The 24625-nt window shown below is 67.7% G+C and carries 17 protein-coding genes; 5 read left to right on the forward strand and 12 right to left on the reverse strand.

What is annotated here, in order from left to right:
- Window positions 1-137 precede the first annotated feature (137 nt).
- From D3230_RS13940 to D3230_RS13955, 4 genes are all read right to left on the reverse strand, one after another.
- Window positions 138-1124 (reverse strand): hypothetical protein, encoded by a 987-nt coding sequence (locus D3230_RS13940; RefSeq protein WP_202345667.1) that lies wholly within the window; start codon window positions 1122-1124, stop codon window positions 138-140.
- Window positions 1121-2086 carry a quinone oxidoreductase family protein gene (locus D3230_RS13945; protein ID WP_202345668.1) on the reverse strand — a complete coding sequence of 322 codons (966 nt, stop codon included), beginning with the start codon at window positions 2084-2086 and terminating at the stop codon, window positions 1121-1123. The genes D3230_RS13940 and D3230_RS13945 overlap by 4 nt, the downstream gene beginning before the upstream one ends.
- Before the next feature lie 319 nt (window positions 2087-2405).
- Window positions 2406-4667, reverse strand: coding sequence for a YhgE/Pip domain-containing protein (locus D3230_RS13950; protein WP_202345669.1), 2262 nt, complete (start codon window positions 4665-4667; stop codon window positions 2406-2408).
- Window positions 4664-7567: an MMPL family transporter gene (locus D3230_RS13955; RefSeq protein WP_202345670.1), complete on the reverse strand. Its 2904-nt coding sequence runs from the start codon at window positions 7565-7567 to the stop codon at window positions 4664-4666. The genes D3230_RS13950 and D3230_RS13955 overlap by 4 nt, the downstream gene beginning before the upstream one ends.
- 182 nt (window positions 7568-7749) lie before the next feature.
- On the opposite strand from D3230_RS13955, the gene D3230_RS13960 reads away from it, so the two are divergent.
- The gene (locus D3230_RS13960; RefSeq protein ID WP_337249195.1) at window positions 7750-8409 is read left to right on the forward strand and encodes a TetR/AcrR family transcriptional regulator; all 660 of its coding nucleotides are present in this window, start codon (window positions 7750-7752) and stop codon (window positions 8407-8409) included.
- Here the strand turns inward: D3230_RS13960 and D3230_RS16465 are convergent.
- From D3230_RS16465 to D3230_RS13980, 4 genes are all read right to left on the reverse strand, one after another.
- A complete protein-coding gene (locus D3230_RS16465) occupies window positions 8406-9542 on the reverse strand; it encodes a helix-turn-helix domain-containing protein (RefSeq protein ID WP_202345672.1) in 1137 nt (378 codons plus the stop codon). The genes D3230_RS13960 and D3230_RS16465 overlap by 4 nt on opposite strands.
- A gap of 99 nt (window positions 9543-9641) precedes the next feature.
- Entirely contained in the window at window positions 9642-10592 is a 951-nt protein-coding gene (locus tag D3230_RS13970; protein ID WP_202345673.1) for a 3-hydroxyacyl-CoA dehydrogenase, read from the reverse strand.
- Window positions 10589-11839 (reverse strand): iron-containing alcohol dehydrogenase, encoded by a 1251-nt coding sequence (locus tag D3230_RS13975; RefSeq protein WP_202345674.1) that lies wholly within the window; start codon window positions 11837-11839, stop codon window positions 10589-10591. Before D3230_RS13975 ends, D3230_RS13970 begins: the two co-directional genes overlap by 4 nt.
- Window positions 11836-13314, reverse strand: coding sequence for an NAD-dependent succinate-semialdehyde dehydrogenase (locus tag D3230_RS13980; RefSeq protein WP_202345675.1), 1479 nt, complete (start codon window positions 13312-13314; stop codon window positions 11836-11838). Before D3230_RS13980 ends, D3230_RS13975 begins: the two co-directional genes overlap by 4 nt.
- A gap of 178 nt (window positions 13315-13492) precedes the next feature.
- Between D3230_RS13980 and D3230_RS13985 the strand changes: the two genes are divergently transcribed.
- Entirely contained in the window at window positions 13493-15232 is a 1740-nt protein-coding gene (locus D3230_RS13985) for a sigma-54-dependent Fis family transcriptional regulator (protein ID WP_202345676.1), read from the forward strand.
- A gap of 46 nt (window positions 15233-15278) precedes the next feature.
- Here the strand turns inward: D3230_RS13985 and D3230_RS13990 are convergent, their stop codons facing one another.
- The 4 genes from D3230_RS13990 to D3230_RS14005 form a co-directional block, all read right to left on the reverse strand.
- Complete coding sequence (locus D3230_RS13990) at window positions 15279-16298, reverse strand: ABC transporter permease (RefSeq protein ID WP_202345677.1); 1020 nt, start codon at window positions 16296-16298, stop codon at window positions 15279-15281.
- A 2-nt stretch (window positions 16299-16300) separates the two neighbouring features.
- Entirely contained in the window at window positions 16301-18835 is a 2535-nt protein-coding gene (locus D3230_RS13995) for an ATP-binding cassette domain-containing protein (RefSeq protein ID WP_202345678.1), read from the reverse strand.
- Window positions 18836-18882: 47 nt separating this feature from the next.
- A complete protein-coding gene (locus D3230_RS14000) occupies window positions 18883-19605 on the reverse strand; it encodes an SDR family NAD(P)-dependent oxidoreductase (protein ID WP_202345679.1) in 723 nt (240 codons plus the stop codon).
- Window positions 19606-19721: 116 nt separating this feature from the next.
- Entirely contained in the window at window positions 19722-20867 is a 1146-nt protein-coding gene (locus tag D3230_RS14005) for a substrate-binding domain-containing protein (protein WP_202345680.1), read from the reverse strand.
- Between the two features lie 326 nt (window positions 20868-21193).
- Between D3230_RS14005 and D3230_RS14010 the strand changes: the two genes are divergently transcribed.
- Genes D3230_RS14010 through D3230_RS14020 form a run of 3 tightly spaced genes read left to right on the forward strand, consistent with a single transcriptional unit; the run spans window position 21194 to window position 24574 of the window.
- Window positions 21194-22099, forward strand: coding sequence for an alpha/beta hydrolase (locus D3230_RS14010; protein WP_202345681.1), 906 nt, complete (start codon window positions 21194-21196; stop codon window positions 22097-22099).
- 51 nt (window positions 22100-22150) lie between these two features.
- Window positions 22151-23785 carry a flavin-containing monooxygenase gene (locus D3230_RS14015; protein ID WP_202345682.1) on the forward strand — a complete coding sequence of 545 codons (1635 nt, stop codon included), beginning with the start codon at window positions 22151-22153 and terminating at the stop codon, window positions 23783-23785.
- Between the two features lie 18 nt (window positions 23786-23803).
- Entirely contained in the window at window positions 23804-24574 is a 771-nt protein-coding gene (locus D3230_RS14020) for an SDR family NAD(P)-dependent oxidoreductase (protein ID WP_202345683.1), read from the forward strand.
- Window positions 24575-24625: the final 51 nt, after the last annotated feature.

Consider the following 24625-nt stretch of genomic DNA (forward strand, 5'->3'; position numbering starts at 1 on the left):
CCGTTGAAAACACGCGGAAGTTGACCCGCTCGGGGACGCGTGCAGGAGGAAGTCCTGATGGGTGTAGTACGTTTCCGAAGAGGACACGGAAAGGTAACGATTCGAAACTTTATTCGAATGATTCTGATGCCGTCCCACTAGAACAGGGAAGTGCTCCGCCAGACCCGGTGGGCTTCGATCTCGGGGTCGGCGAGGAGCGCCCCGGCGCAGGCCGCACTGCACGCCACAAGCGTCGAATCGAAATCAATCTCGCTCACGAGCACCCACTCACGCCCCTCGGGCCACACGATGTTGGGGCTCTGCGGCTCGGCCCGCTCATCTGCCGGAATCCACGGCGCGCGCACGGGCCAGCTCTGCTCGGCCAACTCCCGCGGTCCCGCCGCGAAGCACACGTAGTCTCGACCCGGCAGCGATATCCGTTCACCCCGCGCCGCCTCCCGAGGCAGAACACCGGAGCCCGGCGGCTGCTCGAGCGCAGGGAAAAACACGCTGCGCACGGCTGCCGCGGTACCGAAGCGGCGGCGGCGTTCCCGGAAGCTCAGCACGTGCTGCATCGCGCGCAGGCCAATGTGCAGCAGGGGCCGCGGGATCCAGCGCGGTGGATCCGGCACCGCGAAGAACCAGCCCACACCCTGCGCGCTCACGAGCCCGCCGTACCCCTCCCAGACGCCCGCGACCCCGGAATCCGGAGTCGCGGTCTGTCGCGCAAGCACGTCGAGCACTCGCGTAAACAGCTCAGGCGGCAGCGTCCCCTCGCGTGGGATCGAGTACCGCCAGCCGTCTGCGGCGAGCGCGTCATCACGCTCACCGTACGCGGCACCCAGCAGCTCCCACGAGCGGGGGACATCCTCGAGGTCACGACCCAGCGCAGCCGCAGTATCAGCCCAGCTCACCGGCTCGGTCAACAGCTCCGGGGCCGAGGCCCAGTCAACGGACTCCGCCTGCGCCTCCCACTCAGCGAAGGTCCCGGTTTCGGGCCGATCCCGGGTGAACGGCGGCAGGATCCGGATCACGACGTCGAAGCCATCCGGCACCGTGTCGTCGAGCACCTCGTCTCCGCTGCCCAGACGCTCCGTGAGCCAGGCACCCGCCGCTCCCGGCACCCAGGGAAACGGCTCGATCACGGGAGCAGAATCACCTTGCCGGTGGTGGCCCGACCCTCGAGCGCCCGGTGAGCGGCTGCGGCCTCCTCCAGCGGGAACCGGGCACCGATCCGGAGCTGCAGCTGCCCCGCGGCGATCGCCGCGAACAGCTCACCGTACCGCCAGGCCCGTTCCTCGGAGCTTTGGAGGAAGTGGCCGAGCGAGGGACGCGTCACCGAGAGCGAGCCGCCCGCGTTGAGCCGCTGCAGATCAAATGGAGGCACCGGCCCGCTGGCGGCACCGAACAGCACCAGGGTTCCGCGCACGCGGAGGGCACGCAAGGAGTCGTCGAAGGTGTCCCTGCCCACCCCGTCGTAGACCACGGACACTCCAGCACCGTCAGTCAGATCCCGCACCGCCTCCGCGAAGCCCGCGTAGGGGAGCACCTCCGCAGCGCCGGCCTCCCGGCTCAGTGCGTGCTTCTCCGGCGTCGATGCGGTGGTGATGACCCGCACCCCGCGCGCAGTCAAGAGCTGCGTCAACAGCAGCCCCACCCCGCCCGCGCCGGCGTGCACCAACACGGTTTCTCCCGGCTGGGGCTGCGCCGCGGAGGTCGCCAAGTAGTGTGCGGTGAGCCCCTGGAGCGGAATCGCCGCCGCGGTTTCAGCGTCGATCCCGGCGGGCACGGACACCGCCCGCGCGGCGTCCACAAGGAATCGCTCCGCATAGGTGGCTCGCGCCTCGCTCGTGGTCACTAGGTCGCCCACGGCAAAGCCCGCGACTCCCTCTCCGACAGCGAGAACCCGGCCTGAGGCTTCCTCCCCCGGCGTGAACGGGAATGGCACCGTGTACAGGCCCGAACGCTGGTAGGTCTCGACGAAGTTCACCCCGACCGCCGCGGTCTCAACGAGCAGCTCTCCCGGTCCAGCCACAAGCTCGGCGGCCTCGCCGAGCTGCAGTACGTCGGGTCCGCCGGTGGTCTGGGCAATGATTGTGCGCGTCATGCTCTGAGCCTACGCGGCGCGATGCCCGGCGCCCAGTTTCAGGTGCCGGATCCCTCGCGCCAGGCCCCCTGTGCCCGGTGCCCGGTGCCAAGTGCCAAGTGCCAAGTGCCAAGTGCCAAGTGCCAAGTGCGCTGCACCCTGTACCCGGTGCCCAACGGCCAGCACCCAGCACCCAGCACCCAGTGAGGAGGCGCCGAAACGACAAAGCGACAAAACGAACATCCTGGCCACAACAGCAACGCCCCGTGTGCCCCGCTCAGGAAGAGCGGCACACACGGGGCGGGCGGCGCGGGCTACGCGGGCTACGCCGCGGTGCGAACTACGCCGCCGCGCGAACCTTTCGTACCGCCAGCCCGGTGAGCACGAGGCCGAGCGCTCCCCACAGCACGAGCAGCACGGCGGATCCGCCGGCCCCGGAGGCACCGGTCGCGACGGCCTGGAACCCGGCAAGTGCTGCCCCCACCGGGCTCGCGTCGCCGAGCGCGGCGAGCGGGCCTGGCACGGTCGAGACGATGCCCACGGCGAAGGCCACCACGAGCAGCACAAAGGCGATGAAGCGCCCCACGCCGCCGAGCAGCGCGGACAGGCCCTGCACGAGCAGCGTGAACGCGATGCCGGCGAGCAGCGCCAGCCCGAAGAATCCGGCGGCCTGCGCGAAGTCGTAGCCGAGCGCGATCGGCAACACGATTCCGGCGATCGCGCCCTGCGCGGCACCGAGGCCGATCGCGGGCAGCGCGCTGCGCAGCGTGATCGCGCCGATCCCTCGTGCGGCGTCGCGGGTGCGCCGCCACAGCGGCGCGAGCACGAGGAACGCGGCGAGCGCGCCCGCCCAGAGCGCGATGCCCGCGAAGAGCGGGACCCCGGAGGCGTTGAACAGCTCGTCGCTGCCGCCCTCGGACTTCACCGGGGTCAGCGCGATCTCGGCGATCTTGTCGCGCTGGGCCTCGGTGTAGTTCGGGATCCCGTTCACGGCCGCGCCGAGGCCCGTCGCGAGTTCGGACGCCCCGGAGGCGGACTGGCCGACGCCGTCGGCAAGCTGCGCGGCACCGTCGGCGAGCTCCGGGGTGTTCGCAGCGAGCTCCGCGGTGCCCGAGGCGAGTTCCGCGGTGCCGGAGGCGAGCCCTGTCGCCCCCTGCGCGAGGCCGGACGCGCCGCTCGCGACGCCGGACGCACCGGTCGCAAGTTCCGATGCTCCCGCGGCAAGCTGCGAGGTTCCCGCGGACACCCCGCCGACCCCGGCGGCGAGTTCCGCCGCGCCCCCGGCGAGCCCCTCAGCACCGGCCGCAAGTTCGGCGGCTCCCCCGGCGAGATCTTGCGCGCCACTGGCGAGCCCTGCGGCACCCCCGGCAGACTGCTGGGCTCCGGTCGCGAGCTTGTTCCCCGCCTCCTGCAGCAACGTGAGGTTCCCGCCGATTCCGGCGAGTTCGCCGCGCGTCGTTGCGATCGCGTCGAGAGCCTGCTGCTTCGCTTCCTCGCTCGGCATGGGAATCGTGCCGTCGGAAATTGCGGTGTGTACCTGGAGCAGCGTCGTATCCAGCTGCCCGCCGCCCGCGAGCACTTGGCCGACGATCGCATTCACGTTCCCCGTGTACTCCCCGATCCCTGCGGAGAGCGTTTCGGCGCCCGCGGCGTACTCCTGCGCACCTGCGGCATACCCGGCAATACCCGGATTATCCGCCCCGTCGCCGCTCGCGAACACGCGCAGCCCGCCGGCGAGTCCGGCCGCACCGGTGGAGAGCTCGTTCGCCCCACCCGCGAGCGCCCCGGTTCCCGCGGCGAGCTCGGAGATCCCGCCCGAGAGTGCGTTCGCGCCTCCGGACAGCTGCGCAGCACCGTTCGACAATTCGCCCGCGCCGCCCGCGAGCTGCCCCGCGCCGCTCGACAGCTGTCCGGCGCCCGCGGACAGCTGCTGCGTACCGTCCGCCAGCTGCTGTGTGCCATCGGCGAGCTGGGTCGCGCCGTCGGACAGCTGCGTGCCGCCGTCGGCGAGCTTCGTCGCACCGTCGGCGGCGTCGCTGAGCCCGCCGTGCAGCTCGGTCATGCCGACAAACACGCTGCCGACAAACTGCTCACCGAGTTGCTGGTTGAGCACCGAAGTCGCGGTCTGCGTCACGATCCCGGACAGCGCGGTGTCGATGAGCCGGCCGCGGTCGCTCTCCCGGATGTCGATGTTTGCCTGCGTCGCCTTGTCGGGGTCGCCGGAGAGGGACGTCGCGGCGGCCGAGAAGTCTTTCGGGATGGTCACGACGGTCGCGTAGCGGCCGTCCTTCAGGCCCGCGTCGGCATCGTCTTCGTCGGTGAGCACCCAGGTGAAGTTCGTGTCCTCGGTGTCGGCGGCCGCCCCGGCCTCGCCGATCAGCTCGCCCGCAAGCACCCGGCCGAGCGGGACGAGCTGGCCGTCGAGCTCCACGGCCTCATCGTGGTTCACGACGGCGGCGGTCACGGAGTCGAGCCGCTCGGTCGGGTTCCACAGCCCCCACAGGAGCACTCCCGCGACGGTGAGCGGCACGAGGATCAGGCCGAGCAGCGTGGTCCAGCGCACGGGCTTGCGGCTCGAGATGCGGGTCAGTGCGGCGCTCATCGGGCGCCTCCTTCGGAAATCAGCGGGGCTGCGGAGCTGGGGAGATGGGGCCCGGATGCCGGATCGTGTGCGGCATCGTGCGCCGGATCCGGCACCGCGTGGGCGGCCTGGGCGGCAGGCACGGCACCGGGCCGCGCGTAGCGGGTGCCCTCAGGCAGGATCCGGCCCGCGATGTCCCGCGAGCCGAGCACGACCACCGTGAGCGCGGGTGCCGCGCCGCGATCCGCCAGGGCGGTCTGTGCGGCGAGCGCGGAACGCATGCCGTCGACCTGCGCGAGCGGCATCGGCCCATCCGCGGCGGCGCGCAGATCGAGCAGCAGCACGACGGGGCGATCCTGCAACGCGTCGCGCAGCGACGCCGGATCCGCCCAGGCCGCGCGCGCCCGCAGCGACGATGCGCGCTCGGGGAGCAAGAGCCCGCCGACCTTCAGGGTGCCGCGGGTCACGGGCGCCCGACCGGCGACGGCCGTCGCGAGGGGGAGGCTCGCCGGATCCTGCGGGTCGAGCAGCAGTGTCTCGCCCGGCGCGACCCGCACGTTCGGGAGCCGCGCTCCGCCGGAGACCTGGAGCGCCTCCGAAGCGATCACGGCCTCCGGCATATCGGCGGGCCAGTCGGCGTGGGCGATCTCGCGCGCCAGCCCCTCGCCCTCGACGTCGAAGGAGGGCAGGATCCGGCTCAGCCAGCGCGGCATGCGCCAGGCGCGATCCCCGAGCAGCGCGAGCACGGCGGGCACGAGGGTCATCCGCACGATGAACGCGTCGACAAAGACGCCGACGGCGAGCCCGAGCGCGATCACCTTGATGCTGGGGTCCCCCTCGGGCACGAAGGCCGCGAACACGGCGAACATGATGAGGGCCGCGGCCGTCACGACCTTCGCGCTGCCCACGAAGCCGCGCTGGATCGCGGTCTGGGCGTCGGCGCCGTGCACGTACTCCTCTCGGATCCGGGCGACGAGGAACACCTCGTAATCCATCGCGAGCCCGAACAGTACGCCCATCAGGATGATCGGCATGAAGCTCAGGACCGGGCCCGCGGAGTGCACGTTGAGGAGATCCCCCAGCCAGCCCCACTGGAACACGGCGACGACCGCGCCGAACGCGGCCCCCACCGACAGCAGATAGCCGAGCGTCGCCTTGATCGGCACCCACACCGAGCGGAACACCATCGCGAGCAGGATCAGCGAGAGCCCCACGACCAGGATCCCGAACGGCAGCAGCGCCTCGCCGAGCAGGTGTGAGACGTCGATGCCGACCGCGGTAAACCCGGTCACGGCGAGACTCACACCGTAGCGATCCTGCCACTCGTCGTGGTGCGCACGGAGCTCGGCGACGAGTTCCTCGGTGCTCACCGACTGCGGGCCGTCCTCGGGCACGACCTGGATGATGCCGGTGTCGGCGTTCTGGTTCGGGGTCGCGAGCGGCACATCCGCGACGCCGGGGATCGCGCGCACCTCGTCCGCGAGATCCTCCATCAGGCCGAGCGGGTCCGTGCTCGTGATGATCGAGCCGGTCAGGATCAGCGGGCCGTTCGCGCCCTCCCCGAAGTGTTCGCCGGTGAGCTCGTAGGTGACCCGTGCCGGATCCTCCTTCTCGAGCGTCTCCGCCCCCGGCAGCGCGAGGCGCAGATCCATCGCGGGGATCGCGGCGGCCCCGAGGCCGACGAGGACCACGAGGATCGTGATGATCGGCTTCACCGTCGCGATCTTGACCCAGCGGGCAAAGAATCGGTCCGCACGGCTCTGGGTGGGGGCGGCCGGAACGGCGGCGGGTGCCGGATCGGTGCCCTTCGCGGCCTCTGGAGCTCCGGCGGCCGAAGCTCCGGCACCCGAAGCTCCGGCACCCGGCGCGGCGCTCGCGTGGAGCAGCGCGCGCTGCTTCTTCGGCAGGATCTTCTCCCCCGCCATCGCGAGCACCGCGGGCGTCAGCGTGACCCCGATCAGGACCGCGATCGCGACGCCGGCCGCGGCGGCAACACCGAGGGCGGTGAGGAACGGGATCCCCGCGACGGCGAGGCCCGCCAGCGCGATGATCACCGTGAGCCCCGCAAACACCACCGCGGATCCGCTCGTCGCGGTGGCGCGCGCGATGGACTCGGTCATGCCGAGGCCCGAGCGCAGCTGCTCCTGGTGCCGGCTCACGATGAAGAGCGTGTAGTCGATCCCCACCGCGAGTCCCAGCATCAGCGCCAGCATGGGGGTCGTCGAAGTCATGTCCGCGAACGCCGTCGTCACGAAGAGGCCCGCGATGGTCACGCCCACGCCGAGAATGGCGATGAGGAGCGGCATCCCGGCAGCGACGAGCGAGCCGAGCGTGAACAGCAGCACGATAAACGCGACCACCACGCCGATCGCCTCGGTGATCGTGAAGCCCGGGATGGCCACCGAGAACAGGTCACCGCCGTAGGACACTTCGGATCCGGCGGGCAGCGTGTCCTCGAGATCCGCGGCGACGGCGATGATCCCGTCGCTCGTGTCGGCCGGGGCGTCGCTCTGGGTCGCATCGATCTGGATCGTGAGCAGGGCCGCCCGGCCGTCATCGCTGAGGCCGCTCGCGCCCTGCTCGGCGAAGGGGTAGGAGATCCCGTTCACCTTCGGGAGGTCCGCGAGCTCCTCGGCCGCGGCGACGATGTCCTGCTTGGTCTCTCCCGCGTCGACGCGCTCGCCCTGCGGGGCGACGACGATGATCGTGGCGCTCGTGCCGCTGACCTCGGGGAAGGTGCGGCCCAGGGTGTCGATCGCTTCCTGGGATTCGGTGCCCGGGATCGTGATCGGCGCGTTCGCCCCCTGCGAGAACAGGGCGGCCCCCACACCCAGCAGCGCAAGTACGGCGATCCACAGGATCAACACGAGCTTTCGTGCGCGCGCGGCCCACAGGCCGAGCGAGTAGAGCAGGGTCGACATGCGGTGAGGCCTTCCGGTCGCGGGCAGATCGCGGAACACGCGGAAACGGCGACGCGAGTGCATCGCCGGCCCCCATGCACAGCGTCGATACACGAGTGTATCCGATTCGATACAGTAGTGTATTCAGGAGACGCTCAGCGACCGCGCGCTCGCTCCATTCCGCGCGAAAGGCAGGTGATCCGGTGACGACGCCCTCCCCCGAGGCACCCGTGAGTTCCCGCCGCCAAGAAACGCGGACCCGGCTCCTCGACGCTGCAGTTGAGGTGTTCGCCGAGGACGGCCTACAGGGTGCCGCCGTCGAAACGATCAGCGCTCGGGCCGGGTTTACGCGCGGAGCGTTCTACTCAAACTTCGACAGCAAGGAAGAGCTGTTCCTTGAGCTCTTGCGGCGCGAGTTCGACCGCCGCGCCGCCGACCTCGCCGAAAAGGCGCTTGCCCTCGAACCCACGCTCCGCGAGAACGCCGGCTGCGTCTCCCCCGAGCAGGCCGCAAGCTACATCGTCGAGTTCTTCGCGCCCGCCCCCGATGCCACCGCCTGGTTCGTGCTGGAGGCGGAGTTCCTGCTCCTCGCCATGCGGGATCCCTCGATCGCCCCGGGTCACCACGAGTTCATGGACGGGTTTTACCAGAGCATTGCGGGCAACGTGGAGCGCGTCATCGCGGCCGCGGGGCGGCGCTTCGTGATCCCGGTCGAACACACCATGCCCGTGCTCAGCAGCGTGTACGAGCACGCCCTGCGCACGAACGCCCTCTCGGGCTCCACCTCCTCCGTGCCGTTCGAACAGCTCGGCGGCCGCCTCGCGGAACTGCTGTTCGCGCTGACCGAGGAGGTCTCCGGCTAGGTCCCGCCGTGCCCGGGAACGCGGATCTTGCGATACAGGGTGGCGCGCGAGATACCCAGGATCTCAGCTGCGCGACTCCGGTTCCCGTCCGCGACCAGGAGGGCACGCCGGATCGCATCCTGTTCGGCACGCTCCATCAGGCCCCGCTGCGGCCGGCCGGGAAGATAGCTGGGAAGGTCACGCCGCCGCACCACCGGGTGGGTTGCCCGAGAGACCGAGTGGATCGCGGCCGCACGCAGTTCCGGCAGGTTTCCCGGCCAGGCATACTCTCGCAGCGCTGCCAGCGCCGCATCGGTCAATGCCGTGCCGCGTGGAGCCCCAGCCCGCAACGCAAAGCTTCGCCAGAGCTCGGCCAGGTCCTCGCCCCGGGAGCGGAGTGCGGGGATCGCAACACACTCCGCGTCGAGCATGAACCCGATCTCGCCGGCAGCAGCCGGCGAGTCGGCCGCGATGGTCAGAGCGATCCGGTGCGGGGCGGGGGCGGTACGCACCAGCGCACGCAGTCCCCCCAGCTGCCGTGGCTCGAGGGCGTCGACGCGGGTCACCACCACCCGATCCCCGGAACGCACGACCTCATCAGCCCGATCGAACCAGCGCCCGGGGCCCAGCGCGACGATCGCCTGCGCGTCTACGATGCTGATCCCCTGCCCCGCCCGCGACGCACGCAAGGCCTCACCCGCGGCGAGCGACGCTTTCCCCACGCCGGCTTCACCGCTCACGAGCAGCGGACGACGTCCTCCTTGCGCGCGCCGCACCGCGTCCAGCGTGCGCCGCCAGTGCGCCGAGTGCCCCGCCAGGGGGATCGGCCCCGCCACGGCCAGATCTGAGCACGGTTCCCGGCCCGGATCGGGAAAGACAATGCGCACCACGCGATTCTCTCTCCCGAGACGCTGTTCGACGCTGAGCTGCACCGGCCCGAGGCTGGTCGCGACGATCGCGTGCCCCCGGCTATCACTGCTCTGCGAGGCGCCCTGAATAGCCCGCACGTCCTCCGGGCTGAATCGCCGCGCTGCACTGTTCTGCATCACGGTGCCCTGCGAGGTAAAGGCGATCACTGGCTCGGCACTGAGGCCGGAGCGTCGGAGGAACTCGTAGATCAGCCGATCCGCCCCCGGTTGCAACGCGCCGCTCACGACCGCACCACCCCACCGACACGGGCCCACCAGGAACGCACGCCGGATACATCCGCTCCGTTGCACGCACCGTGGCCCGCCATCGCACCCTCCGCTCCGCTACTCGCCTGCAGCCGACCCGGGACCGTCGAACTCTCGGCGGAACCGCATGAGTTGGCGGTCGCGCCAGAGCACCCGCTCTGCCCAGTCGCGCTCGGGAAGCAGCGCCCGTCGCTGCTCCGCCACGAGATCGACAAGGTCATCGGTCCAGGGATCGTGTTGGCCTCGTTCGGCCCCCATCCGCGCATACGCGGGGCCCATCTTGCTGGCGTGTGACGCAATGCCCCCACGTGTGTTCAGGTCCACCGTCTCAAACGGGCCGATGAACGCCCACCGTCGCCCGAGCCCTTTGCTCATCACCGTGTCGATGTCCTCGACCGTCGCCACGCCATCGCGCACCAAGCAATACGCCTCCCGAAGCACAGCCCCCTGCAAACGATTGAAGATGAAGCCCTCCGCTTCTCGACGCACCACCACGGGCGATAACCCCGCCGAACGGTACAGTTCGGTCGCGCGCTCAACGATGGCATCGCTGGTCTCCGGGGCACGGACAACCTCGATGACCGGGATCAGATACGGCGGATTGCCCGGATGCCCCACAATCATCTGCGCTGCACGCGGGTACCCAGCCGCAAGCTCCGAGGGGACGATCGCCGAGCTCGAGCTCGCGAGCACCGCGGTGTCGCCGACGAGTTCAGAGATCTCTGCGAACAGTGCGCGCTTCAGCGCACCATCCTCGGGCACGCACTCCTGCACCAGGTCGGCCTCCGATACGGCATCGCGCAGCTCGCTCACCACCTCGACGCGGGCGGCCACGTCTTCAACCGCCCCCTCCCAGAACCCCTCACGCGCAAGTACTTCGATCCTGCTGCGGAACTCAGTGATAGCGCGCTCCCGAGCCGCGGGGAACGGGTCCCAAAGCCGGACCCTGGCACCACCGAGGCCGAAGACAATGGAGAACGCGACGCCGATGGAGCCAGCCCCGAGGATCGCTACTCTCGCGCCGTTCACAGGGCCTCCGGGAACGACCGGTCCCCGCGGAACGCACGGCGCAGCAGCGCCAGGGCATCCGCCTCGGTCACCGCACGCGGGTTGTTCGCGAGGAGCCGCGTCGAGAGCATCGCTTGCTGCGCGATGTGTGGGAGATCCGATTCGGCGACCCCGAGCTCTGTCAGGTCTGCGGGAACGCCCAGCGCCGCGAGCAGTGCATCGATCCGGCGGATTCCCGCGCGGGCCTGCTCCAGTTCCGGAGCTGCCGGATCGGCCACGCCCAGAAGCCTGCCCAATTCAGCGAACACCGCGAGCCGAGCGGGGAGATTGAATCGCATCACGTACGGCAAGAGTGCGCCGACACCGAACCCGTGCGGCGTATGCGTGAGGCCGCCGATCGGGCTCTGAAGTGCGTGCGCCGCCGCCGTGCCTGCCGTATTCAACGCCATCCCGCCGCAGAACGCCGCCAGCATCGTGTCAGCCCGGGCCGCACGGTCGAGCGGGTCCGCGACGATGCCTTCGATGGAGCGGTTGAGCAGTTCCAACCCGTGCCGGCAATAGATATCGGTCAGCAGGTTCTTCCCGACGTACAGGTGCTCTCGGATCTCATCGGGATCCGGATTCTTCGCGAGATCAGTGAAGGATTCCACGAGGTGCGAGAGCGCGTCAGCCGCCGTGGCCGCGGTGAGCCCCGGAGGGGCCGAGAGCGTGAAGTCCGGATCGATCACCGTCGCCACGGGCTCCAACCAGTTGCTCGCGACCCCTACCTTCACGCCGCGCTCGGCATCGAATACGACTCCGATGCACGAGACCTCCGCCCCGGTTCCCGCGGTGGTCGGAACCGTGACGATAGGGAGCACTGGCCCGGCGACCTGGTTCTCCCCGTAGTAATCCCGGATATCCCCGCCTCGTGCGAGGACTAGCGCGGTCACCTTTGCCATGTCTAGGCAGCTTCCGCCACCGATCCCGACAACCACCTCGATCCCCGCATCGTGAAACGCCTCGGCTGCTGTCCGCACGTTCTCGCGCGGAAGCTCGGGCGCGACCTCTGCATACACGCGCACCTCGAGGCCCGCGCCCTCAAGGCTGCGGATCACCTCTGCGAACTCTGCCGTCTGCCCCATCCTGGCGTCCGTGACGATCAGGGCCCGCGCGCCATACTGCGCGACGAGGTGCGGCAATTGTGCGCGTTGCCCCGGGCCGAATACGACCGTATGCGGCTGCCGCAGCAGGCCGAGCCCCAGCTGGTTCGTGTTCTCAATGGTCATGCAACCGCTCCTTCGGTATCGACGCTGAGCGCCATGTAGTGGGGCTCCAAAAACTCGTAGATCCCGTCGTGGCCCGCTTCCCGACCCACACCGGAGGTTTTCGTTCCCCCGAATGGCGCAGCGGGATCCGCCATGATGCCGCGGTTCAGCCCAACCATTCCGAACTCAAGGCGCTCGCCCAGTGTGATAGCCCGCGAGATATCTCGGGTGAAGAGATACGCGGCGAGCCCGTACGGGGTGTCATTCGCCAGGCGCAATGCAGCGGCCGCGGAATCCACCGTGTAGAGCGCGGCCACCGGCGCGAAGAGTTCCTCATTGCTGAGTGCGTGCCGCTCCTGGGTGAACTGAACGACCGTGGGGTCAAAGAAGAACCCGTCGCCGGCACGAGGCGACCCGCCGAGGAGCACGCTCCCGCCGAGCTGCACGAGCCGCTCAAGCAGCGACACGACCCGATCGCGCTGTCGAGCGGAGATGAGCGGCCCCACGGTGGTGTCGGGATCGAATCCGTCGCCCGCGCGAAGCTCCGCCGCCGCCGCGACGAACTTCTGGGTAAACTCCTCCGCGATCGCCTCGTGAAGAATGATCCGGTTCGCCGCCACACAGGCTTGCCCGGCGTTGCGGAACTTGCAGAGGATCGCCTCGCGCACTGCGAGATCAATGTCGGCGTCCTCGAGCACGATGAAGGGGCCGTCTCCGCCGAGCTCCATCGCGGAGTTCACCACGCCGGGCGCGGCCTGCGACAACAACGTTGCGCCCACCCCCGTGGAGCCAGTAAAGCTGACCTTCCGCAGGCGAGGGTCTGCCATGATCGCGCGGGAGACGTCGCCGGATTCTCGCGTGTGGATCAGGTTGACCACCCCGGCGGGGAATCCGGCATCGTGCAGCACCTCGGCGAACAGCGCTTGAGTCAGCGGCGTGTCTCGTGCGGTTTTCATCACAACAGTGCACCCCGCGCCCAGGGCGGCCCCGGCCTTCCTCGCGCTCATGAGGAGCGGGAAGTTCCACGGTGTGACCAGGTAGCTCGGACCCACCGGGCGGTGCCCGACGATCACGCGATACCCGCCGTTGGAGCCCTCAGCATAGCTCCCCTTCAGATGCGCCACCTGTTCTGCGAACCAGAGGAAAAACGACGCGGAGAGCGCGAACTCGCCTCGAGCTTCCGCTAGGGGTTTTCCACTCTCGAGCGTCATCGTTTCGACGATGGCGTCCTCCCGCTCGAGCAGGAGCCGGTGCGCCCGGTGCATCAGATCGGCTCGCGCTCGGGGCGACCAGCCGGACCAGCTCTCCTGCGCCGCATGCGCTGCGGCGAGCGCCCGCAGCGCTTCATCGACGCCACCGCTCGTCGGCTCGGCGATCGTCTCACCAGTCGCCGGGTTGAGCACGGGGAATCGTTCTTCGGTCGTGACCCACTCGCCGCCGATCAAGAGGTCGAGAGGAACGGTATGTCCGCGTGGGGCGGCACTGCGCGTGATCATGAAGTCTCCTTAGCGATGCGGGTCGGACGTCGACCCCAGCGTGAGGTAATCGTAATACAATCATCTCGTATTACGGTAGTATCGGAATCACAAGATGTGTTGGCCCCATGACCAGAGCTATGCTGATCGTCACGCTGTGCGCTCAGCCGCGTCTGGCACACGCCCGCCTGGAGGAACAATGACGTCACCTCGAACCCGCCCCGCCCAGATCGATTTCGCCAAAGAGACCGTGCTGTGCGGAGATGGCCCGCCAGTCCGCGCCTCGGCGGTCGCTGCACGGCAGCACATCGTCGATAGTTGGGTGCGCTCGAAGAGCGCACTCGGAATGCCGGACCGGATCACGAGCGTTCCCGTGGTCACCGAGGACGAACTGGATGACACGCTGCTCGAGGTCTTGCACACTCCGATGGCCAGCTTCGCGCGCTCCCTCGACGGCACCGGCGTCGGCTTGCTGCTTGCCGACGCGCAGGGGCGCATCCTCGAGCGTTGGGCCGGCGGGTCCCACGGCAAGAAGCACCTCGATCGCGTGGGGACGGTCCGCGGCTCGGTCCTCTCCGAAGGCGCGGTCGGTACCAACGGCGTGGGGACCGTACTCGCAACACGTCGCCCCACCCAAGTCGTCATGAACGAACACTTCTCTGAGCTCTATCGTGCGGCGATCTGCACCGGTGCGCCCATCTTTCACCCGGTAACCCGAGAGCTGCTTGGTGCGGTGACGCTCTCGTGTGACACCGCCCATCAATCGCAATTGCTGCAAGCGCTGATCCGAACGCTGACGACGAACCTCGAACACCACATGCTCACGTTTGAACAGCCCGGAACCCGGCAGTTGCTGGACGAGTTCCTCCGCCACTCGCGCCAGGGAGGCACCCCGCTCCTCGGCTTCGATTCGGCCGGGCTGCTTGTGCAGAATGCATCCGCCGCGCGGTTCAGCCCCGAGGACCTGGTCGCGATCCAGCAGGCGGCCGCGAATGCGGACGCCCGCGGGAGGTCCCGAGGAGACACTTCGCTCGGCCACATCGATCTCCTGGTCGATCGTTTCCCGGGAGCCGGAACGGTACTCGTGCGAGTCGCCCCCGCGCGGCCCGTCACCCCGCCGCCCATCCGTCCAACACTGCCCCTGCTCGGAGCCTCCCCGGAATGGCGCGAGACCGTGCAGCTCGTCACGAGCGCCCGGAGATCCTCCCGGCCAACGATCATCGCGGGAGAGGCCGCGACCGGAAAGACATCGCTTGCGCTCGGCGCAGCCGCTGATGTCCACGGGCCAGCAACAGGCGCGGCGATCCTCGAGGCTGCAGGCCTGCCGATCCTCGGCACGCACCGCTGGTTCGCACGGCTGGAGCACTTTCTCGCGACGGAACCCCAGATCATCATCAAGAACGCTGAAGTCCTCGATCGCGCTGCGAGGGAGGCGACACGCTCGGTGATCGCCGCGCACGCCCACGCCGGCCGCGTGATGCTCACGATGACCGCGGACACTCCAACTGCGGTCGAGTCTTTTGCGCTGAGTCTCGGCGCTCACCTGGTCCAGGTGCCGCCGTTGCGCGACCGCGGAGCCGACCTCGCCGAGCTCTGGGCTCGGTTCGCGGACGCCGAAGTCCCGGGCGCGCACGTGCGTCCCTCCGCTGAGGCCCTCCGCCTCTTGCAGCGACACGCCTGGCCGGGGAACCTCCGCGAACTGCAGGCGGTCGTCGCCGACATCGTCGCACGCAAGCGGTTCGGCGTTATCGAGCCGGAGGAGCTTCCAGCCAGCCTCCGCGCGCCGCAGACGACCGGCCTCATTGAACGCGCCGAAGCCGAGGCCATCACTCGCGCGCTGCGCGAGGCCGGGGGAAATCGTGGGCGTGCCGCAGAGATCCTGGGGATCTCGCGGGCCACCGTGTACCGCAAGATGAAGAGCTACCGCTTGTCGTCGTAGCAGTGCGGCGGCACCGCGCCCGCGCGAGCGGCCACCGCCGCACTGCTTAGACCGGCGACGGCACGGCATCGGAGCGGCGATTCTGGCGTTCTCTGATGGCGGCCCCGAGCACCGGGGCCAACGCCCGGACGAGGACCACGAGCAAGAGCACCGCCGCCTGCGCGATGAGCTGCCAGGAGTCAGGCCATCCGAGCGCCCGAAAGAGCTGTCCGAGCTGAGTGAGGAAGAGCGCAGCGACACCGGAGCTCACCACGCTTGCAAGACCCCCGGTGAGCGCGGTGCCGCCGAGCACGACCGCGGCGACGGTCGGCAACAGGTACGAGTCCCCGAGGAAAAGCGCTGGTGTCTTCGTGTACGCGGCCAGCAGTATCCCCGCAACGCCGTACAGCGCGGCCGCAACACCGTAACCGAGCATCTGATACGCACCCACAGGCGTTCCGACGATCCGCGCCGCCGCCTCGCTAACGCCGACCGCAGTGAGCCTCCGCCCCACCACCGTCTGTCCACCGATGAACCCGGCGACCGCGAGGACCACGATTGCGATCAGCAGGGTGTTCGGGACCCCGAACGTCCGGTCAAGTGTGACCTGGTTCAACACGCTCGGCGCACTCGCGGGAGTGCCCTTCGAGATCGCGAAGACTACCCCGAGCAGCACGCTGTTCATCCCGAGCGTCACCACCAGCGGCATCACCCGGAAGAAGACCACAATCGCACCGCTGATGAGCCCGAAGGCCAACGGCACCCCGATCCCCACGAGCACAGCCGGCAGCACGTCCCACCCATAGGACTGCGGGAGCTTCGTCACGAGGGCCGCGCCGAGCGCAATCATTCCCGGAACGGAGAGATCGAGTCCGCGCTGTTGGACCACGAGCGTCTGGCCCGCGGCCGCGATTGCGAGCACCGCAGCGAACGGCAGCATGCTCAGTAGTGGAGCGAATCCCAGGCTTCCCGGAGCGATCAGCGGGCTGACGGCGAAGAGCGCGAGGGTCGCGAGCCAGATCGCCGTGTAACGACCGGAGAGTACTCGAGTCCAGAGAGGAATAGGTTCCGAGTTTCGCGTGTTCATGATCAACTCCTGACTCTGCGCAGTTGCGCGTAGAAGACCGCGGCACCGACGGTGATCAGTCCCGGAAGCAGATACGACCAGGCCTGCGACAGCCCGAAGAACGGCATCGCGTTGATGACCTGCTGCACGAGCACCGCAGCGATGACGATCCCGAAAAAGGAACCGCGCCCCCCAAAGATGCTTGCGCCGGCAAGCACCAGAACCGTCACCGACGACAGCGTGTAGGCAAGACTCGGCCCGCCATCACCGATCCCCACCTGGGCCATCATGATGAGCGCAGCGGGAAGGACCAGCAACGACGATAGGACGTACGAACACAGTTGGACACGACGGATCGGAATTCCGAGCCGCTCCGCGGCATCCGCGCGAGAACCGTAGCCGCGGAGCTCCACCCCCCAGCGCGTGCGCCGCACACACCACTCCAGCAAGAGCGCGATGGCAACGGCCCCAATAAACACCACGGGAATCACCCCGATCTTCATCGTCACGACCTGGGTGAGGCCCGATGAGATCAAGCCGCCGGGCGTCGGTCGAAGCGCTAGGAAAGCTCCCTGTAACCCCATGTAGGTTGCGAGGGTCACGACGATCGGACTGATCTGGAACCGTGAGGCGAGGAAGCCGTTGAGGAACCCGACTCCCAGCGCACCGAGGAGAACCAGCCCCAATCCCAGCCAGAGGTTGCCGCCGTCGATGATCCAGAACGAGCCCACCACCACCAGGAAACCCATCAACGGTCCGACCGAGAGATCGAAGCCGCCCCCGAGCACGGTGACCAGCTGGGCAGATCCCACAAGGATCAAAGGAGCCACGAGGAACAGCAGGTTGGCGACGTTGAACGCTGAGAAGTACGCGGCATTCGAGGCACCGACCGCAAGGGCGAGTGCGGCAATCACCAGCGCAAGGACGGCCGCGGGAGACTGGTCGCCGCGGAGCCACTTTGCAACTCGCGGATTCCGACGTCGGCGAGGCTTCCCCACGACCTCAATGCGCGAGGTTGTGGCGGTCAGCGCCGCACGTGCGATACCCGCTTCGGTGACCTCGTCTGCGACAAGTTCTTTCACGAGCTGACCGCGCGACATGATGAGCACCCGGTCGCAAAGCCCCTCGAGTTCAACGCCGTCCGACGAGAGGATCACCACGGCCGCGCCCGCGTCCGCGGCGTCTCGAAGGATCTGATAGATCTCGACGCGGGCCCCGGCGTCCACCCCCTGGGTGGGCTCTTCCGCGAGCACGACGCGCGGCTCGGCAAGCAGGGTGCGAGCGAGGACCACCTTTTGCTGGTTTCCGCCCGATAGCGATGCGATGGGCGTACGCGCGGAGGGCGTCTTGATACCGAGTTTCGCAATCCGGTCCTGAGCGACTCTGGCGCTGCGGACGTCGCTCACGACCCCCGCCCGCGAAACAGACGAGAGCGTCTGGGCAACGATGTTCGTTCCCACCGAGAGTGGGAGAAACACGCCTTCGCCGTGTCGATCCGCGGGGACGTACGCGATCCCCGCACGCGCCGCGGCGACGTTGCTGCCGCGGCGAACGACGCGGTCCTCGACTGACACGCTTCCCGCTGAAGGGCCGATGCCCGCGAGCGCGCGAATAAGCTCCGTCTGGCCGTTCCCCTGCACCCCGGCGATACCGATAATCTCACCGGACTTCACCGCGAGGTCGATCCCGGTGAACGACGCGGATTCCAAGCCCGTCACCACGAGGCGGTCAACGCTCCCCACGCTCCCCACCGCGCTTCCCTTCGGCGGGAACACGGCCTCCAGCGCTCGTCCGACGACCAGCTCGACGATTTCGTCCTCGGTCACCGAGCCCGCGTCGAAGGTCCCCCGGATCGCCCCATCCCTCAGCACAGTCAGCCGATCAGAAATCCGTTGCACCTCGGGAATGCGATGGGAGATGTACACCACGGCCGTGCCCTGAGCGGCGAGCTCCCGCACGCGGTCAAATAGGCGTTCGACCAGATCCGCGTTGAGGTGTTCTGTCGGCTCATCAAGGATCAATACCTTCGGCTCGAGCGCAAGCGCCTTCGCGATCTCCACAATGAACCGGTGCTCCACGGGAAGGTCCGCAACCCGAGCTGTGGGGTCAATCGCGACGCCCCAGGAGTGGAGCTCATTCCGGGCCCAGGCCGGAGCGCGCCGGATCCCGCCCACTCGCTCATACCCGACGCCGACCGCCATGTTCTCCGCGACCGTGAGGTCAGGGAGAAGCGCGGGATCCTGACGGACGATCCCCAGACCAAGTTCGCGTGCGGCCTCCGGGGACGCTTCGGCGAGCAACACCCCGCCGATGTGGACGGTACCCTCGTTCGGGGCAAGCGCGCCGGATGCCACCGCCATGAGCGTCGATTTTCCCGCGCCGTTCTCGCCGACCAGGGCATGCACCTCCCCCGCGGTCACTTGCAGCATCACATTCTTCAGGGCGTGCACGCCGGGGAAGCGGCGCTCAATCCCCCGCATCTCCAGCAGGGTAGCCCCGCCCGAACCGGACTCTACGCCGGTCTCCTCCGCCCGAACCGGGCTCGTCACTTCACTCATGCTCTGTGCTCTCCTCGTATCGTCGCGGTCGGACACGTGCGCAGCTCCTATTGGGCAAGGTAGCCACCGTCGATCACGAGCTCACTGCCCGTCATGAAGCTCGACGCATCGCTCGCGAGAAAGAGTGCGCCATGGGCAATCTCGGCAGGCGTGCCGGGGCGTCCCATCGGGGTCTGCCCGATCACGAACTCATTCACTGCGGGGTCTTGGTTCTGCGTGAGTGGCGTCCAGATGAACCCCGGATGGAGCGAGTTCACACGGACCCCGGATGCCGCATAGGTGATGGCGGCGTTCTTCGACATGTTCCTGACCGCACCTTTCGTCGCGTGGTAGGCGTGCGCCCCGGAAACCGCCGCGTTTCCCCAGATAGAGGAGACATTGATGATCGACCCGGAACCACGTGCCACCATGTGCGGAATCACCGCCCGCATGCCAAGGAACGGGCCGGTTTGATTCACGGCGACGACCCGGTTCCAAGCCTCAATGGACAGCTCGTCAACCGGTTCGTACTCGATCATTCCGGCGTTATTCACGAGGACGTCCACTCGACCGTGCTCCGTGATCACCTCGTCGATGAGGGCTTGCCAGCCTGTGGCATCCGCCACGTCGTGCGGCCGGTACTGCACGTCCGCCGAGTCATAGCTTTCGTGAGGGGACCGGGCTGTTGCGTAGACCGTGGCACCGGCACCCGCGAACACCTCCGCGATCGCCCGGCCAATGCCCCGGCCTGCTCCCGTGACGATGGCGACTTTGCCGTCGAGTCGGCTCATTGTTCTGCTCTCCTTGGTGAAGTCACTCCGTTGTGACGCCGAGACGGCCCCCCGGGGGCGCACACACACGTCCCCCGGGGTCCCGCTCGCGCCGCTGCGATACTTGCTGAGGTGGGTTAGTTGAACAGCTCCTGCAGGCGTTCGACGCTGAGCCCCGACGAGAGGATCGCGTCGGCCGGCAGGCTTGGTTCGCAGCGCGGCTGCTTCTGTGGATCCGTGGAGTCCTCGATGATCTCCAGGCTGAACATCGAGGGGTCGGTGTTCACGATCCCGTTGTGCGCAGCGAGTCCCTTGTTCAGGGCGGCCTTCACGACCCAGTTACGGGAGGACATCGTGGCGATCTGGTATTTAGAATCCGAAGTCCCGTACTCTCCCCACAGGCATGCGAACTCGTTCGAGTCGTTTGCGCTCCACACGGGGATATCCTTGCCGGCCGCCTGGAACGCGCGGATCCCTCCGACGGAACCGCCGCCGTAATCAGCGATGATGCCATCGATATCCCCGTGCGCGGTGATCAGCCCAGCGACCACCTGCTGCGTCTTGCCGGGCTCCCAGTCGGTTGAGACCGGGCCGTCCTCGTTCAGCAACGTCACATCGGGGAAGTCCTCCAGGGCGCGCACCGCCCCGTCGTACACTCCCTGCGAGTAGGAGTTTCCGGCGATACCGCCGAGCATGACGACGTTGCCCTTGCCGCCCATTTGTTCCATGGTCCAGCGGGCGAGGCCCTCACCGTATGTGCCAATATCCTCCGAAACAAAGTCGACGTAGTCGACGCCCGGTTCACCGCCCGGAGAGCCGACAAACGGCACAAAGCTCACGCCCTGCGCCGTCGCCTGCTTAATCGTGGGGAGCAGCGCCTCGCCGCCGTCGACGAAGCTCACGATCACGTCGACGTTCTGCGCGACGAGGGAGTTGATATCCGAAATCGCCTTCTGGGTGTCGCCCTGCGCGTCCGTGTAGAGCACGTCGGTGACGTTGTCGCAGTTCGCGGCCCAATCCTCGAAGATAGCGCGCGTGATCAGACGCCAAGAGTTTCCGCCGAACCCGTCCGCGAGTGCCACCTTGACCGGCTCCGTGCCGCAGTAGTCAGTGATATCGCTGATCTCCGCTTCAACGCCAACCCGGCCGAGTTCCTGCCCCTCCGGGATGACAGCCGCGGCGCTTCCACCGCCGGATGACCCGTCTCCGGACGAACATCCAGTGAACGCGAGTCCAGCGACTGCGAACAGTGCGGCGCCCTGAAGTACCTTTCTCCGAATCATGCGTGTGTACACCCTTCTCGTGTGGTCGCGCACTGACCCGTCTCGGGGCATCGACCCCCGTACTCACCGCTGAGTACGGATAGGGAAGATGCGTGCGCTGTGCTGAGGTTGAGCGCTGCCCAGGGCCCGGAAAAGACACCGGAATCGGGCTGGACTCACCGAAAGATTACGCAGCCATCGCGCGGGAGCCAGTGGGTTGCCTCATTGTGAGACACTGCGGTCTCATTTTGAGACTCCCCCGGCTGCGCCACGGTCCCCGCACGGGAAGCTGGGTGCATTCCACCCGGTGGAACGCCCCTGGCGGCCCAGTTCAAAGGAGATCTCACATGCCCGCACCCCGCCCTACCGATGCTCTCGGCGCGGTCTACGCCGAGTGGGCCGTCGAAATGGAGCACGACCCGGAGATGTCGACCGAACTGCTCCGCATCATCTTCGACGACTGGCAGCGCGTCACCGTGGAGCCCGAAGACGTGACGTACCGTGAGACCGAGATCGGCGGGGTCCCCGGCATACTCGTGACGCCGCTCCAGAGCGATCCCGCACAAGTACTTGTGCTGCTCCACGGCGGCGGCTTCGCCCTGGGTTCCTCGCGAAGCCACCGCAAGCTCGCCGGCCATCTCGCGCGGGCCGCGGGTACGACCGCATTCGTCCCTGATTTTCGACTCGCCCCGGAGCATCCGTTCCCGGCGGCGATCGAAGATGGTGTGGCTGTCGTCCGCGGCCTGCGGGACGCGGGCCATGGCGTGTCTGACGTGACGCTCGTGGGAGACAGTGCGGGTGGCAACCTCGCCATCGCGACCACCCTGCGGCTCCGAGAGCTTGGCGAGCCTCTCCCACCGCAAGTGATCACCATGTCTCCCTGGCTGAACATGGAGAACACCGGTGCCACCATCGACAGCAACGATGCAACCGACTTCCTCATCACGCGCAGCGGCCTGCAGGCGAACATCGACCGCTACCTCGGAGGGGTGACCAGCGCGACGCATCCGCTCGCGAACCCCTTGCACGCTGATCTGCGGGGATTCCCCCGCCTCTACGTATGCGCCGCTGACACCGAGTCACTGTTCGACGACAGCGTCCAGCTCACCGCTCGAGCACGAGCCGCCGGCGTTGATGTCACCTTCTCCGTCGGTGCCGGCATGCAGCACGTCTTTCCGTTCCTCGCTGGCCGCCACCCGCGCGCCGACGAAGAGATTGCGCGGATTGCCGACTGGTACCGCGCGGGCCGCTAGCCCGCCACACGCACCTTCCCGCTCACCGACCTCGATTGAAAAGAGAAACTCATGTCACACCAGACCCCTACCGACTACGACGCCCTGGTCATCGGCGCCGGGTTCTCCGGACTCGCCATGTTGCACCACCTGCGGGAGGCGGGATTCAACACTCACGTCGTCGACGGTGCCGACGGTATCGGCGGCACCTGGTGGATCAACACCTACCCCGGGGTGCGTACAGACAGCGAATACAGCTACTACTCCTTCTCATTCTCGCGTGAAGTCCGGGAAGAGTGGGTCTGGAAGCAGCGCTACCCATCCGGAGAAGAGGTCCTCGCATATCTGAACTTCGTCGCGGACCGGCTGGACCTCCGCCGCGATATCGAACTCGAGACCTTCGTCGATCGGGCCGAGTATCGGGAGGCCGACAATCTCTGGGAGGTGCGGTATCGCGATGGCCGGACCGTGACGACGCGCTACCTGATCAGCGGCATGGGCGTGCTCTCCCAGCCGGTGTTCCCGGCCATTCCCGGGCTCGAATCCTTCACCGGTGAGAAATACCACGCAGCCCGTTGGCCGCGTGAGCAGGTCGATTTCACGGGGAAGCGAGTCGGCATCATCGGCCTCGGGGCGTCCGGGATTCAGATTGTCCCGGTTGTAGCGCCCCAGGCGGCGGAATTCGTTGTCTTCCAACGCACCCCGAACTACATCGTTGAAACCACAAACGAGGCGGTGACGCCCGCGCAGATGCAGCATCTCCGCGAGAACTACGACGCGATCTTCGAGCAGGCCGCGCGGCATCCCTTCGGCGTTGCAATGGAGCCGGCGCAGCACAGCGCGCTCGAGGTCAGCCCGGAGGAGCGGCAGCGCATCTTCGAGAGCAAATGGAACGAGGGCGGGTTCCACTTCGCGAACGAGTGCTTCACCGACCTTGCAACGAACCCAGAGGCAAGCGAACTCGCTGCCGAGTTCATCCGAGGGAAGATCCGCGAGACCGTCACCGATCCCGACACCGCCGAACTGCTGTGCCCAAAGAACTACAGCTTCAATGGCAAGCGCGTTCCCACCGGTCACCAGTACTACGCCACGTTCAATCGTGACAATGTCCGCCTCGTCGATACGCTCAGCACGCCAATCACCGAGATTACCGAGCGCGGGGTCGTCGTGGACGGCACCGAGTACCCACTCGATGTCCTGATCTTCGCGACCGGTTTCGACGCGATGACGGGGACGCTGACCGCGATCGATATCGTCGGCCGGGAGGGCCGCACGCTTGCCGACAAGTGGGCGGAAGAGGGACTGAAGTCCAACTTGGGCATCTCCGTACACGAATTCCCGAACTTCTTCATGTCCCTCGGCGTTCAGACGCCCTACTCCAACCTCGTCGTCCCGATTCAGATGGGCGCGCAGTGGCTCCAGAAGTTTCTGCTGTGGGCGCAGGATCGCGGGATCGATCGGCTCGAGGCGACACCCGAGGCAGAGGACGCGTGGCGTGACGAGACCGAGCGAGCCGCACGGGCAACCGTCATGTACGAGGAAGGGAAGAAGGCTGGCGCTTGGTTCATGGGCGACAACATCCCAGGGAAGCGAGAAGAGGTCAACGTATACATGGGCGGACACGGGACCTATCAGGAGTTCTGCAAGGCCGAGGCCGAGGCAGGCTATCCCAGTTTCCTGTTCCAGGCCTCCGTGGTCAACGCCTAGGCCGGGAGTCGATCACTCATGTCACGATTGACCAGCAAGGTGGCGCTCATCACCGGCGCAGCGATGGGCATGGGGCGTGCGACCGCAGAGCTGTTCGCATCGGAAGGCGCGCGGGTCGTGCTCACCGACGTGAATCAGCCTGCGGGGCAAGCCACTGTCGACGCCATCGTCGCGGCCGGGGGCCAAGCGACATTCATCCCGCTCGACGTCTCACAGGAAACACAGGTCGCGGACGTCGTTGCGCAGGTAATGCGGGAGAACGGCCGCATCGATGTCCTCGTGAACTGCGCCGGTGTCATCGGCCCGAACAAGCACACCCACGAGGTCACCGAGGCCGAATGGGACACGCTCTTCGGCATCGACGTGAAGGGGGTGTTCTTCCTCACGAAACATGTCGTGCCGCACATGATCGCGCAGCGAGCGGGCAGCATCGTGAACTTCTCCTCGATCTACGGGCTCGTGGGGAACGACGAGTACTCGCCGTACCACGTTGCGAAGGGGGCCGTCACGATGATGACGAAGCAGGATGCAGCAAGCTACGGTGCATATAACATTCGGGTGAACTCCGTACACCCGAGCACCGTCCTCACTCCTCTCGTTGAGGGTGTTGCGGCGGCGCACGAAGGCGGTCTCCCCGCATACGAGAAGCTGATGACCGCGCATCAGTCCTTGAAGCGGCTCGGTCGGCCAGAGGACGTGGCGTATGCCGTGCTCTACCTCGCATCGGACGAATCAGCCTGGGTCACAGGAGTGGCGCTCCCCATCGACGGCGGGTATACCGCCCGCTAGCGCACGTCCGCACTCAGATAGGCTTCGGCGACGGGTCGCATACGCGACTCG

Origin of the sequence: Leucobacter chromiireducens subsp. solipictus (genome assembly GCF_016758195.1) — a bacterium.
GTDB classification, from domain to species: Bacteria; Actinomycetota; Actinomycetes; order Actinomycetales; family Microbacteriaceae; genus Leucobacter; species Leucobacter solipictus.